This window comes from Streptomyces sp. CB02261 (assembly GCF_001905665.1).
Lineage (GTDB): Bacteria > Actinomycetota > Actinomycetes > Streptomycetales > Streptomycetaceae > Streptomyces.
Window position 1 is genome coordinate 593,383 of the sequence record NZ_LIVX01000001.1, and the last position, 13,058, is coordinate 606,440.

The 13,058-nt window shown below is 71.1% G+C and carries 13 protein-coding genes and 1 tRNA gene; 7 read left to right on the forward strand and 7 right to left on the reverse strand.

Features of this window, described 5'->3' with window-relative positions; all coding sequences use genetic code 11:
• The first annotated feature begins 25 nt into the window (after positions 1-25).
• From AMK29_RS36905 to AMK29_RS02725, 4 genes are all read left to right on the forward strand, one after another.
• Positions 26-304 carry a hypothetical protein gene (locus AMK29_RS36905; protein WP_073806980.1) on the forward strand — a complete coding sequence of 93 codons (279 nt, stop codon included), beginning with the start codon at positions 26-28 and terminating at the stop codon, positions 302-304.
• A 484-nt stretch (positions 305-788) separates the two neighbouring features.
• On the forward strand, positions 789-1,013 hold the full coding sequence (locus AMK29_RS02715; RefSeq protein WP_073806983.1) for a hypothetical protein: 225 nt from the start codon (positions 789-791) through the stop codon (positions 1,011-1,013).
• 5 nt (positions 1,014-1,018) lie between these two features.
• Entirely contained in the window at positions 1,019-1,696 is a 678-nt protein-coding gene (locus AMK29_RS02720; protein ID WP_073806984.1) for a GntR family transcriptional regulator, read from the forward strand.
• Positions 1,693-2,091, forward strand: a complete 399-nt coding sequence (locus tag AMK29_RS02725; RefSeq protein ID WP_073806985.1) for a hypothetical protein — start codon at positions 1,693-1,695, stop codon at positions 2,089-2,091. The genes AMK29_RS02720 and AMK29_RS02725 overlap by 4 nt, the downstream gene beginning before the upstream one ends.
• A 342-nt stretch (positions 2,092-2,433) precedes the next feature.
• Here the strand turns inward: AMK29_RS02725 and AMK29_RS02730 are convergent.
• Positions 2,434-2,508, reverse strand: a tRNA-Val gene (locus tag AMK29_RS02730).
• A 323-nt stretch (positions 2,509-2,831) separates the two neighbouring features.
• On the opposite strand from AMK29_RS02730, the gene AMK29_RS02735 reads away from it, so the two are divergent.
• Positions 2,832-4,127: a hypothetical protein gene (locus AMK29_RS02735; protein ID WP_107422505.1), complete on the forward strand. Its 1,296-nt coding sequence runs from the start codon at positions 2,832-2,834 to the stop codon at positions 4,125-4,127.
• Positions 4,128-4,482: 355 nt separating this feature from the next.
• The gene (locus AMK29_RS02745) at positions 4,483-4,698 is read left to right on the forward strand and encodes an FmdB family zinc ribbon protein (RefSeq protein WP_073806987.1); all 216 of its coding nucleotides are present in this window, start codon (positions 4,483-4,485) and stop codon (positions 4,696-4,698) included.
• Positions 4,699-4,711: 13 nt separating this feature from the next.
• Here AMK29_RS02745 and AMK29_RS02750 read toward each other — a convergent pair whose 3' ends face one another.
• The 3 genes from AMK29_RS02750 to AMK29_RS02760 are packed head-to-tail and all read right to left on the reverse strand — an operon-like array spanning position 4,712 to position 9,303.
• The gene (locus AMK29_RS02750; RefSeq protein WP_073806988.1) at positions 4,712-5,521 is read right to left on the reverse strand and encodes an HAD family hydrolase; all 810 of its coding nucleotides are present in this window, start codon (positions 5,519-5,521) and stop codon (positions 4,712-4,714) included.
• The gene (locus AMK29_RS02755) at positions 5,518-8,100 is read right to left on the reverse strand and encodes a phosphoribosyltransferase (protein ID WP_073806989.1); all 2,583 of its coding nucleotides are present in this window, start codon (positions 8,098-8,100) and stop codon (positions 5,518-5,520) included. Before AMK29_RS02755 ends, AMK29_RS02750 begins: the two co-directional genes overlap by 4 nt.
• 18 nt (positions 8,101-8,118) lie before the next feature.
• The gene (locus AMK29_RS02760; protein ID WP_073806990.1) at positions 8,119-9,303 is read right to left on the reverse strand and encodes an HpcH/HpaI aldolase/citrate lyase family protein; all 1,185 of its coding nucleotides are present in this window, start codon (positions 9,301-9,303) and stop codon (positions 8,119-8,121) included.
• 186 nt (positions 9,304-9,489) lie between these two features.
• Here AMK29_RS02760 and AMK29_RS02765 point away from each other — a divergent pair, with 186 nt between their 5' ends.
• A complete protein-coding gene (locus tag AMK29_RS02765) occupies positions 9,490-10,386 on the forward strand; it encodes a TerD family protein (protein WP_073806991.1) in 897 nt (298 codons plus the stop codon).
• Positions 10,387-10,401: 15 nt separating this feature from the next.
• Here AMK29_RS02765 and AMK29_RS02770 read toward each other — a convergent pair whose 3' ends face one another.
• From AMK29_RS02770 to AMK29_RS02780, 3 genes are all read right to left on the reverse strand, one after another.
• Positions 10,402-11,139, reverse strand: coding sequence for a TerD family protein (locus tag AMK29_RS02770; RefSeq protein WP_073806992.1), 738 nt, complete (start codon positions 11,137-11,139; stop codon positions 10,402-10,404).
• Positions 11,140-11,239: 100 nt separating this feature from the next.
• Complete coding sequence (locus tag AMK29_RS02775) at positions 11,240-12,385, reverse strand: DUF475 domain-containing protein (RefSeq protein WP_073806993.1); 1,146 nt, start codon at positions 12,383-12,385, stop codon at positions 11,240-11,242.
• Positions 12,386-12,414: 29 nt separating this feature from the next.
• Positions 12,415-12,990 (reverse strand): TerD family protein, encoded by a 576-nt coding sequence (locus AMK29_RS02780; protein WP_073806994.1) that lies wholly within the window; start codon positions 12,988-12,990, stop codon positions 12,415-12,417.
• Between the last annotated feature and the right edge of the window lie 68 nt (positions 12,991-13,058).

Sequence of the window (13,058 nt, forward strand, 5' to 3'; positions counted from 1 at the left end):
GATCGCCGGTGACGGAGGCTGCCCTGTGCCTGCTCCAGAAGTAAGCGCAGAGGCCTTGGCTGCCCGGTTGTCAGCGGTCGGGCTCACCACACGCGTGGAAGGGCACCCGCAGCACACATCCATCGAAGCGGAGCTACCGGAATCCCTCCCCGCCGAGACATGGCAGGAGGTTCTGGAAGTCGTGGCTGCGGCGGACCGATTCGGTCTCCTGGCCACCAGCCTGGGCGGACGCGCCCTATGGGCCGCCGTGAACAAAGCGGTCCCCGCGACGGGCGATGTCCAGGGACCTGGCCGTCAGCGATAGGAGCTGATCAGCATGTTCAACCGTATCCGCCGCGCCATCAGGCGCACCAGAGATCGATACGCCCAAAGGGCCCGGCACTGGGAGCCCTTAACGTCGACCCGCCCGACGCTCGCTCTCCCCGAACCGCCCGACGAACTGACGCTGTTGCTCCGACAGCTCGGAGACCGCACAAACTTCCTCCCGGGCGAAGAGACGGCCCTCGTCCGCCCGTACGTCCTGGTCGGCGAAGACCGAACCCGACAGAACTCGGCCCCGATTCCGCCCCACCTCCTCGCCCACACCTGGTTCGTGCCGGTGGAGGCCCACGGATGATCCGCATCCCCTCGGCGGCGACCACGCCCTATCGGTCCAGCGCCTGCCAGATCGGCACCCACCACGAGTGCGCGCACTCCTCCCCGGCGACGGCACCAATCGACATCCCCGTCGTCTACGAAGCGTGCGCCTGCCCCTGCCACTCCGCGACCAGGTCACCAGAGGCGGCCTCATGAACGGCTATCCCTCGGGCGGTGCACTTGCCTCGCCGGTCGAGATCACCACGACCACGGTGCAGCGCGGCGACCTGATTCAGATCGGCGGCCAGCCGTGCCAAGTGGCCGACCTCCGCCAACTGCCCGGCGGTGCCAAGCGCCTCCTTTTCGAATCGGGCGAGCTCCTGACGATGCACACCCGTACGCGCCTGATCGCCATACGAGTACTCAGAAGGTGGTGACCGCCATGCCGTCTCTCCGCGACACCATCGCCGCCGACCTCCGGACCCAAATCACCGCCGGCCATCTGCAGGCCGGCGCCCGCCTCCCCTCGGAACCGAGGCTCGCCGCCCAGTACAAGGTGAGCACCCCGACCCTGCGCAACGCCCTCGCACTCCTCCAGGCCGAGGGCCTGATCGACAAGATCCACGGCAAGGGCAACTACGTCCGTCCGCCCCTCCGCAGACTCATGGACGCGGAAGGCCACCTCACCCCGGACGCAGACCTCCACGTCACGATCCGCACCACCAACCTCCGGGCACGCGGAGACCTCATCCCCCTACTCAAGGTCCCCTCGCGCACCCCACTGACGGAGTTCCTCTACCTCACCCACCAGGGAAAGAGGCTGCACAGCCTGGCCCGCGTCTACGTCCCGCGCGACCTGGCGTCGGCTGAGATGCCTTGTCGCCGATCCGGCGTGAAGCAAAGCCGAGACCAGGTATGCGTCCGTCTCCCAACCCTCGAAGAAGCCTCCATCCTCCGAATCACCTCAACACTGGCGGTCCTCTCCATCACCCGCGTGTCGACAGACACCATGGGCCGTGTGGTCGAGGCAGCCCTCCTGACGCTCCCCAGCGATCGAACTGATGCGCTCTTCATCACGCACCACACAACAAGCGCCGGCGAGAAGGGACAGGAAGGATGACGCCGCACAACGAACTCCGCCTCCTGCCGTGGTTGGGCCCGGACGACAAGCCTTGCTACCTGAGCACCGACGACCAAGGCGGGCACCTGTCCCGCTTGGCCGACAGTACCGAAGCGATCCAACTCAACTTCGCGGCCGCCCTCGTGGCACACGCGATGGAAGTCCTCAGGGACGAGGCTGGTGACCTGGAGGAGCTTCAAGAACTGTCGGCAGACCTGACAGAAGCCCTCAAGGACGTGCTCCGCGTAGCAACAATCCGCGGCCGTCGCCTGCCCGCCCTGGACCTCACCACCCGCGAAGAGGGGGAGATCAGGCGACGGCTCTCGGCTAGCAGCAGCACGCCCAACGACAGGGCAGCCCCGGATCATGTCCGGGGCTGCCCTACTCAGTCATAGATGCCCTGGTCAGCGCGCCAACAGGCTCTCTCAGTGCTCTTCGGCACGCACGAATAGTTCACGAGGCAACACCCGTTGTCATATCCCGCGCCTAGACTTCAGCAAGGTCGGCACGGGAGGCATGCCTCGGTGCGGGCCGCGCTGATCTATCAGCACCTGGTGCACGGGCGTGACCACGCCATCGCCGCTCACGTCGACGAGTAGATCAAGAAAGTACGGCCGGGCGAGTCCGGCGACGCATCTGGCACGCCGCCCCTCCCCCGCCTCCCCGGCCCGGGGAACGAACAAGGCCCAGGCTCCCGGTTCAGTACCGGTGACCTGAGCCTTTGTCGTGCTACCTGCTGGTGGGCGCGGACGGTTTCGAACCGCCGACATCTGCTTTGTAAGAGCAGCGCTCTACCCCTGAGCTACGCACCCGTGGAAGAGGCAACAGCCTACATGGCGCACGGGTGGGTCCCGCAAACGGATACCTGGGGGGTCGTTGGGTTGCGTGGTCGGGTGGGTACTCCGGGTAGCGGGTGCGGTCATGGGGGGTTTCCGGGGGTGGGGTGAACTGATCAGCTCGTGTGTTCGTCCTTACCGGGTGGGACAATGAACCGGACCGGGCAGGGCGGACACAGCACGGGGAGAGGTACGTGGCGGTGAGCGACGCTAGGGGGGCCGGTGTCCGGTGGCGTGACGCGCCGCGCCGGGGGCCGGAGGCGGCTGGGGCGGCGTCCGGGGGGTCGTCTCTCGGGCTTGTGCTCGCTCTGCCGCTCTTGGTCGGTGCGCTGCTGCCGCACGCCTTCGCCGGTGGCGGGACCCGTCGTTGGTTCGGTGGGCGGGGGGAAGGGCAGCGGGCCGAGGCTCAGGCCGCCAAGGACGCCGCCGCCTCCGCCTTCTACGAGCTCGACACCGCCCAGCGCGGCCTGCGGATCTCCATCGAGACCATCAGCGCCGTCGACAGCTCCCCCGAGGCGCGCCGTGCCGTCGAGGGCTTCGAGGCTCTCGGGCGGCGTATCGACGAGGTCAGCCACCTCTACATCTCCGCCGTCGACGCCCACGACCTCGACCGCGACGAGCTCGACGCGGCGACCGCCGGCCGGGCCCGCGCCGAGCTGACCCGCGCCAAGGACGAGCTCGACCGCGTCAAGGGCGAGCTCGACCGGTTCGAGCAGGGGCTCGGGCCGCTGCTCGACCGCGCCGAGACGCAGCTCGCCCGCCTCGCCCCCGCCGTCGAGCGCGCCCGGCAGGCCCTGCGCGGCGCCGGCGGCGCCCTCGACGCCGTACGGGAGAGCGGGCTGCGCGCCGACGACCTGGCCCTGCGGCTCGCCCAGCTCGGGCCCGAGCTGACCAGGCTCAACGAGGGCGCGGGCCGGCACGGCGTCCCCGAGACCCTGCAGCGCGCCGACCGGGTCCTGCGCGACGCCGAGGCCGTACGGGCCGAGGCGGAGCGCCTGCCCGAGCGGGCCGCCGAGATCGACCGGCGCCTCGTCTCCCTCCGTACCCGTACCGAGGCCCTCACCACCCGCACCGGGGGCGTCGAGCCCGTCCTCTCGGAGCTGCGACGGCGTTTCACCGCACCCTGCTGGCAGGACCTCCAGCACGTGCCCGAGCACGCCGCCGACACGCTCCGGCAGGCCGAGGAGCGGCTCGCCGAGGCGGGGAAGGCGCGGGCCGAGCAGCGCTGGCCCGACGCGACCTCGCTGCTCTCCACCGTCCGCGCGCTGCTCGACTCGACCGACGAGGCCGTGTCCGCCGCCGCGGACCGGCTGCGCCGCCTGGAGGCCGTCGCGAAGGACCCGAGGGCGGAGATCGACCGCACCCGGTTCGCCGTACGGGACGCGCAGCGGCTCGCGATGTTCGGGCGGAGCACCCCCGATCCGCGTCACGCCCGCCCCCTCGACGAGGCCGTCGCCCGGATCGACCGCGCGGTCGCCACCCTGGAGGGCCGCCACCCGGACTACTGGCACTTCCTCACCGAACTGGGGGGCGTGCGGGCCACGGCCGCGCACGTCGTCGGGCAGATCCGGGAGGAGCGGGGCGCCGGGCACTGACCGAGACCGAGGTGGGCCGGATGCCGGATGCCCTGCTGCGGGCGGACGCCTCGGTGGGGCCGGATGCCCCGGTGCGGGCGGACGCCCCGGTGGGGCCGGACGCCTCGGTGCTGGCGGACGCCCCGGTGCGGGCGGACGCCCGGTGGGCCGGATGCCACTGTGGGCCGGGCGCCCCGGTGGGGCCGAAAGCCCCGGGGTCGTCGGCTCGCCTGTGACCGGGGCGGGGCCGGGCCCCCGGGGTCGCGGGTGCCGGCCGGGCCGAGATCGGTGCCCGCAGGGAGCCGGCCGAGCCCGCCCCGCGCGACCGGACCCCGTGCATCTGCCCGTTCCTGAGCTCAGGCTCTAGCCTGTTCCCATGCCTCGTTACGAATTCCGCTGCCGTACCTGCGGCGACACCTTCGAGCTCAGCCGTCCCATGGCCGAGTCCTCCGATCCCGCCTCCTGCCCCGCCGGGCACGACGACACCGTGAAGCTGCTGTCGGCCGTGGCCGTCGGCGGCTCCTCCGCCCCCGCGCCGAGCGGCGGCGGCGGGGGCGGAGGCGGCTGCTGCGGTGGGGGCTGCTGCGGCTGACCCATCGGGGTGTCTACGCGGCGGCGGCCGCCCGGAAGCGGCGCAGGATCTCCTCCCCCGCCGCGACCCCGCGCTCGGCGAGGACGTCGAGGTGGGGGGCCGTCCAGTCGCTGTCGGCCAGTTCGCCGTGGCCGGGGCGCCAGGCCCGGTCCGCGGCGAGCAGCAGGTCTGCGTCGAGGAGCGAGTCGCCGGCGGCCAGGGTCAGCGTGGCGCCGGTGCGGCGGGCGACCTCGCGGACGGCCGCGCCCTTGGTGAGCGGCTTCGGTACCGCGTACACCTTGCGGCCCTGGAGCGAGACCGTCCAGCCGCGCTCCCCCGCCCAGGCGCCGAAGCGCCCCAGCCAGTCCGCGGGGAGCCGTTCCCGCTCGACGACGAGGTAGGCGAACAGGTCCTCGGCGACGCGGTGCTTGCGCACCCAGGACAGGTCCGTGGTGGCCGTGAGGTAGGCGCGGATCTCGGAGAGCGGCGCGCATTCGTCGGCGAGCCGGCGCAGGACGGAGTCGTGCCAGTCCTGGTCGGTGACGCCGTCGACGAGGATGTGGCCGCCGTTGGCGCAGATCGCGTACTTCGGTTCGGTGCCCGGGAGTTGGATCCGCTGGTACTGCTTGCGCGTCCGTGTCGTGGTGGGGACGAAGACGGCTTCCTCCGACAGCAGGGCGAGGAGTCCGGCCGCGTCCTCGGTCATGTAGGAGAGCGGTCTGGCCTCGTGGACCTCGACGCAGAGCAGGCGGGGCGCCTGGGCGTCGGGCATGCCGAGGGCGAGCGCCGCGGACGAGTAGATGAGGGTGCGGTCGAGGTCGCTCGCGACCAGGGTCGTACTCACTGGGACACCACCGCCTTGCCGTCGGCGCCTGTCGCACCCCTGGTGAACCGGGGGTGTATCAGGCCGACGCAGCTGTACGGCAGTTCGTCGACCTCTTCGACCGGTACTCCGCGCTGTTCGGCGAGCAGGCGCACGTGGGCGAGGTCGGCGTCCGCGCCGCGCTTGGCGAGGATCTTCCAGGGGACGCGGCGGAGCAGGACGCGGGTGGTCTCGCCGACGCCCGGCTTGACCAGGTTGACGTCGTGGATGCCGTACTCCTCGCTGATCCGCTCCACGGCGGCCCAGCCCTCCCAGGTGGGCGTGCGGTCGGTGGAGAGGAGTTCCTTGACGTCGGTGTCGACGGTGCCGGTGACCTCGTCGAAGCGGGCGGCGACGGCGTCGAGGAAGTCGTTGGAGACGTCGGCGCCGGCCAGTTCGCGGTAGAACTTGGCGCCGTGGAAGTCGTCGGGTCCGACGAGGTCGGCGCGGAGGACCGTACGCGATATCAGGCCGGAGACCGTGGAGTTGAGGCACGCGGAGGGGATGAGGAAGTCCTCGCGGGTGCCGTAGGTGCGGACGCAGGAGCCGGGATCGGCGAGTACCGCGATCTCCGGGTCGAAGCCCGTGACCCCTTCGGCCGCCTCGAACGCCTTGATCGCGTCGGCGAGTTCGCGGGTGATGGCGCCCTTGCCGGTCCAGCCGTCGACGAACACGACGTCGGCCGGGTCGTGGTGGGCGGCGAGCCAGCGCAGCGCGTTGGCGTCGATGCCGCGGCCGCGCACGATGGACACGGCGTAGTGGGGCAGGTCGAGGCCGTGGCGGGCGGCGGCCCAGCGGCGCATGAGGACGCCGACGGGGGTGCCGGCCCGCGCGAGCGAGACGAGGACGGGGGCGCGGCCGGGCCGCTCGGCGAGGACGGTCTCGGTGACGGTGCCGACGGCGCGGGCGATCCGGGCGGCGGAGCTCTCCAGGGCGCTGTGGAAGAGCTCCTGGTAGCGGCCGCTGGGCTGGTACTCGACGGGGAGCGACTCGGCGTAGTGCGCGCCGCCGCTCTGGATGGCTTCCTCGCGTTCCTCGGTGGGCGCCTCCAGCTCGACGTCCGAGAGGTCCTGGAGCAGCCAGCCGACCTCCTCGGGCGCGTACGAGGAGAAGGCGGGGCCGCGGAGGGGCTCGGGCAGCATGGAGCTCCTTTCGGGAGCTTCGGAGTCGGAGTCCTGGGGGGTGTACGGCGTGGACGGCGCGTACGAGGGGACGACGGCGAGCACGACGCGCGGGATGTGGGCGGCGAGCTGGGCGAGGAGGCCGTCGGGGGCGTGCAGGGCCGGGGTGTCGGCGGTGGAGTCGATGACGACGACGGCGGCGTCGAAGCCCGCGCCGGCCACGTTGTAGGCGTAGCGGTCGCCGGGTCCGTCGGCGGGGTCGTCGTGGGCGGGGAAGACGAGCCGGGTGCGTATCGCGTAGCCGGGGTCGTCGACGGCGAGGACCGGCGAGCGGGTGGTGGTGGAGTACCGGACGTCGTGACCGGCGTCCTCCAGCGCGGTGCCGAGCCGGAGCGGGGCGTACATCAGCTCCTCGAAGCCGAGCACGAGCACGCGGGGCCCTGTGGGCGGCGCCGGGGCGGGGTCGGCGGGGCCTTGCGTGGCGGGCGCACTGGTAGCGGGGCCCTGCGTGGCCGGGCCCTGCGTGGCGGGCTCCGTCGTGGAGGGCTCCTTCGTCGCGGGGAGGTCGCTCAGCGCCTCCGCGAGCCTGTCCGCCATCGCGGGCAGCGCCGCTTCCAGGGTCGCGCGGTGTTCCGGTGTGAAGCCGTGCCGGCCGCCGTCGGGTATGCCGGCCGGCCAGCCGAGTTCGACCCGTACGGGTGCGGCTCCGGGTCCGCGGGTGGCGTCGGCCGGCTCGTACGCCGTCTCGTGCTCCGCGACCAGGGCCTGGCCCTTCTCCAGGACGCCCTCCGGGAGGCGTACCGTCCCCGCGGCGCCGGAGATCAGGTCGACGCGGGCGCCTATCTCCGCCGCGAAGGCGTCCAGGCGGCCGAGGTCGGAGGCGGAGCGCATGTCGACGAGGGCGACGACGACGTACCGGTCGCGCGGGTAGCGCTCGTGCAGTACGCGGACGGTGTTGAGGACCGTGTTGCCGGTGGAGAACTCGTCGTCGACGAGGACCAGCGGTCCGTCGCCCGCGAGGAGCTTCGGGTCCTCCGGCAGCAGCAGGTGGGAGGTGGCGTGCGAGTGCGACTCCTCGAAGCCGCCGGCGCGGGCGACGCCGGCCACCGGTCGGCGGGTGGAGTGGAGGTACGGGGCGAGGCCGAGGCCGTCGGCGACGGCGTGGCCGAGGGCGGTGGCGGTCTCCGCGTAGCCGAGGACGACGGACCGCGCGGCCTCCTCGTCGCCGAGGAGCGCGCGGACGCGCCGGCCGAGGTCGAGGCCGGAGCCGTAGACGACGGACGGGCGCTGGGGCACGTGCTTGCCGAGCACGCTGGAGACCAGCAGGTGCGCCCGCTTGGGGTTGCGACGCAGTGCGAGGCCCAACAGGGCCGGTAGCTCCTCGTCGCCGATCAGTTCGACGCCCAGTCGCTCCGCGACCCACGTTCCGGTCCACACCACGTCGTCGACGTCCCTTCGTCAGCCGGACAGTCCGGCGGTGAGCAGATCCACGAAGCCGACGTCCTCCTTGGCGACGCCGAACAGCTCGGCGCGCTGGAGGGTCCGTTCGGCCCACGCGCGATGCGGCTTCACTTCGTTCATTTTGTTCGTATAGGCGGAGCGGAGCACCCCGCCGCCGCCCTGTTCCGGGCGCAGGATGTCCTGGGCGTCGCTCCACTCCTCGTGGCTGACCACGGAGAGCGCGTGCACCGGGACCACGTGGGTGGGGTGGATGCAGGTCTTGCCGAGCAGTCCGTTGGCGCGGTCGAGTTCGATCTCGCGGAGCAGGCCGTCGAGGTCGTGCTCGATCAGGGCCGTGCGCAGGTCCTCCGCGCTGCCCTCCATGAAGGGGCTGCGGCGCAGCTGGGGCTTGAACATGCGCTCGCCGGGCCGGAAGTACTCCCAGACGGGTCCGGTGATGGTGAAGCCGGTGCCGTCCGAGCGGCCGAGGACGTTGACGACGTCGGAGATGACGTGGGCGACGATCTTGACGTCGTAGGCGGTCATGTCGGGCGAGCGGCGCAGCCCGTAGGCGGAGCAGAAGTCGGTGACGCCGAGGCGCAGGGCCAGGACGTGGTCGCGGTACTTCTCGGTGATCGAGGCGATGCCGGCGAGGGTCTCGGCCCGGGTCTCCAGGTGGAGGAGCTCGGGGGACTCCAGGACGGGCATGGCGAAGAGGCGCCGGCCGCTTGCCGCCTCGGCCTGGGTGAGCGCTTCGAGGAAGGCGCGGCCGCGGGTCTCGGTGAACTTGGGCAGCACGAATCCGGACAGCAGGCGGACCGTTTCGCCCAGGCGGGTGACGAGGTCGGTGATCTGGCGCGGTTCGCGGACCCGGATGAAGAGCAGGGGCACGTCCGTGGCGGTGTCGGCGTCCGTCACGGGGGTGTCGGCGAGGTCGGCGAACTGGCGGACGAGGTTGTCCTCGCCGGCTTCGACGTCGGCGTCGCTGATGGAGTCCTCCAGGCAGAGCACCATGGAGACCACTCCGCGGGCTGCCTGTTTGCGCACGTCGTCGGCGAGCCGCGGCCTGGTGGCCGGGCTGTAGAGCGTGGCGCCCAGGGCCACGGCGAGCGTGCGTGCGGGCGAGTCGGCCGTGAACGCGGCCGGCTCGCGGTGGAACAGCCCAGCCCGTGCCATGGACGGGATGTGCCCGAAATGACGCATATAAGTCCCCCGTCTGCCTTTCTGGACCCTGATGACATGTGGCCGGTAATAGTACGTAGGTGCGGGTGTCCGCAGTTCCCTCAACTCATGAAATCCAGGTAACTCGACAGCATCCGTCACCCCGTCCCCGTATCGGTACCGCCCCCGCGTTGTCCGCGGGTCGGGCGGGAGGGCAGGATTACGGTCATGACGCACGCGATGCTGAAGGGCTCCAACGTCCCTCTCGACACCGCGGCCGTACGGGCCGTGCTCCGCTGGACCCCGGGCTCCGGGGTCCCCGACGTGGATGCCTCGGCCCTGCTGCTCGGGCCCGACGGCCGCGTGCGGTCCGACGAGGACTTCGTCTTCTACAACCAGCCGCGCCACCCTTCGGGGCTGGTGCGGCGGCTGCCGAAGAAGCGGGACTCCAAGGGCCTCACGGACACCGTGGAGGCCGATCTGGGCGCCCTCGACCCCTCGGTCGACCGGGTGGTGATCGCGGCCTCCTCCGACGGCGGCACCTTCCGGTCCGTCTCCGACCTGCGGATCCTGCTGTACGACGCGACGCCCGGGCCCGAGCGCGAGCCGCTGGCCCTGTTCTCCGTGACCGCGGAGACCGGCGAGGAGACGGCGGTCATCTGCGGCGAGCTGTACCGGCGCGGGGACGGCTGGAAGTTCCGCGCGGTGGGGCAGGGCTACCCGACCGGCCTCGTCGGCCTCGCCACCGACTTCGGCATCTCGGTCGACGAGGACGCGCAGGACGACCAGGCCGGGCAGGACGCGGCCCAGGAGGGCCTGGAGGGGCCGGACGGGCGCGTGGGGCGGCAGGACCGCCCGGAGGGGCCCCAGGAGGGCCAGGAGGCCGCCACGGCCGCCTCCGGCTCCCCCGACCTGGACCTGACGCTCGTCCACACCCCCGTACCCCCGCGGCCGACGGTGCCGCCGCCCGTGCCCGACCGGGCGCCCGCCTACGGCTACCCGCAGCCGCCGGTGAACGTCCCCGCGCCCGCGTACGGCTACCCGCAGCCGGTGACCGCCCCCGAGCAGCACCCGTCGCCGGAGTTCCGGATGCCGCCGATGGGCCCCCAGTTCGTCCGTTCCTGAGGACGTGGGCAAGGGCTACGCCTTGGTCTTGTAGCCGCGGCCCCACTGGAGACCCCAGCCGTACAGCCGGTCCAATTCGGCCTGGAAGCCGTAGACGAAGCGCACCTCGCGGCGGACCGTGAGCTCGCCCTTGGTGTTGTCCACGGAGAACACCGCGCAGGAGCGGGCCTGCGGGGCGCGCTCGTCGAGTTCGATCTCGATCCGGGGGCCGTTGCTCGGATAGAGCGTGATCTTGGCGTGCGTACGGTCGAAGGCAGGCGTCTGGTCGTAGATGTACACGAAGAACAGCAGCCGCTTGATCTCGTCCTTCTGGTCCAGGTTGACGAAGATGGTCTCCCCGGAGGACCCGCCGAAGCGGTCGTCGCCGCTGAGCTTCACGTACGGCGCGGTGTTCAGGTCGCCGAAGAAGCCGCCGAGCGGCTGCACCACGCCCTTGCTGCCGTCCTTGAGCTCGTACAGGCAGCCCAGGTCCAGGTCGACGTTGACCATGCCCTGCGTGTGCGCCTGGACGACCTCGGGCTTGAAGAGCAGGGCCGGGTTGCGCAGGAGCCGTCCGCTCTGGCGGGAGCGGCCCTCGATGTCGGAGGTCCGCATCCGCCACGAGAGGTTCACCCGCAGGTTGCCGGTGGCGGCGCCCTGCTTGCTGAGCGAGACGGACGGGCGCCGTCGCGTCAGGTCGATCGAGTTCGACGCGGCGCTGCCGGAGTCGAACTGCGCGGTCCTGCCCGGAAACAGGTTGTCCCAGAAGGCCATGCGCCTTCACCCCCCACTGGTCGTCACCACCGCACATGCCTGCGGGGCGGCCGGGTGCACCGGCCGCCCCGCAGTGAAGCGTTCCTCGTCGTCGGGGGTGTCACACCCCGGACGACACCTCGGTCTTGTCCCCGGAGGAACCGGACCCGCCCTCGGCCGCCGCGAGCGCCTTGTTGCGGCGGACGGAGGACCAGAAGGAGAAGGCGATCAGGATGACACCGATGGAGCCGGTGATGAGTTCGCTGATCTCGTGCTGGACGGTGACGAGCAGGATGACGGCGAGCGCGCCGATGGCGTAGTGCGCGCCGTGCTCCAGGTACACGTAGTCGTCGAGGGTGCCCTCGCGGACCAGGTAGACCGTGAGCGAACGGACGTACATGGCGCCGATGCCGAGGCCGAGCGCCATCCAGAAGATGTGGTTGGTGATGGCGAAGGCGCCGATGACACCGTCGAAGGAGAACGAGGCGTCGAGCACTTCCAGGTACAGGAACAGGAAGAACGCGGCCTTGCCGGCGAGGCCGACCGCGGAGACGGGCTTGCCCTCGGCCTTGGCCTTCTCCTCCTCCTCGTGCTCGCGCTCCTCCTCTTCCTCCAGCTTGTTCTCGAAGAAGCCGGAGAGACCGCCGACGATGAGGTACGTGATCAGGCCGGCGACGCCGGCGAGCAGCACGGTCCCCGACTTGTCCGCGTGGCCGGTACTGGTGTGCGCGTGGGTCGCGAAGGTCATCGCCGTGACGAGCAGCGCGATGAGCGCGACGCAGACCGACAGCATGTCGACCTTGCCGAGCTTGGCCAGCGGGCGCTCCAGCCAGCCGAGCCACTTGATGTCACGGTCCTCGAAGATGAAGTCGAGGAAGATCATGAGCAGGAACATGCCACCGAAGGCGGCGATCGCCGGGTGGGCGTCCGTGACCAGGGCCTCGTACCGCTCGGGATCGTCCAGGGCCAGTTCGACGGCCTCGATCGGGCCGACCTTGGCGCTGATGGCGACGATCGCGACGGGGAAGACCAGCCGCATACCGAAGACCGCGATAAGGATGCCGATCGTGAGGAAGATCTTCTGCCAGAAGGCATTCATCTTCTTCAGGATTCCGGCGTTGACAACCGCGTTGTCGAAGGACAGCGAGATCTCGAGGATCGACAGGATCAGAACGACCCCGAACGCCTCCCACCCCCACTGCCAAGCGGCGAAGGCCAGGCCGAGCGCCGTGATGGCGAACGACCAGCCGAAGGTTTTCAGAACCACTCTCTACCCCATCGTGAAACTGCTTGGCTTTACGAAACGTTGACCCCGAAGTCTAGAGCGATGCCCCGGAGCCCCGACGCGTACCCCTGACCGACCGCGCGGAACTTCCATTCGCCGTTGTACCGGTAGAGCTCGCCGAAGATCATCGCGGTCTCGGTGGAGGCGTCCTCGGAGAGGTCGTACCGGGCGAGTTCCTGCCCGTCCAGCTGATTCACCACACGGATGAACGCGTTGCTGACCTGGCCGAAGCTCTGGCCGCGGTTGTCGGCGTCATGGATCGACACCGGGAAGACGATCTTGTCGCAGCGGGCCGGCACCTGGGAGAGGTCCACGATGAGGGACTCGTCGTCCCCGTCACCCTCGCCGGTGAGGTTGTCCCCCGTGTGTTCGACGGAGCCCTCGGGGCTGCGGAGCTGGTTGTAGAAGACGAAGTACTCGTCCCCGAGGACCCTTCCTTCCTGGCACAGCAGGGCGCTGGCGTCGAGGTCGAAGGGGGCTCCGGTGGTGGAGCGCGCGTCCCAGCCGAGCCCGACGAGGACCTTGGTCAGGTTGGGTGCGGCCTTGGACAGGGAGACATTGCCTCCCTTGGCGAGCGTGACGCCCATGATTCGGTTCCTCCCCGGTGATGATGAGGCACGTCCGGCGCCGCACGAGAGGTGCGGCGCCGGACGGT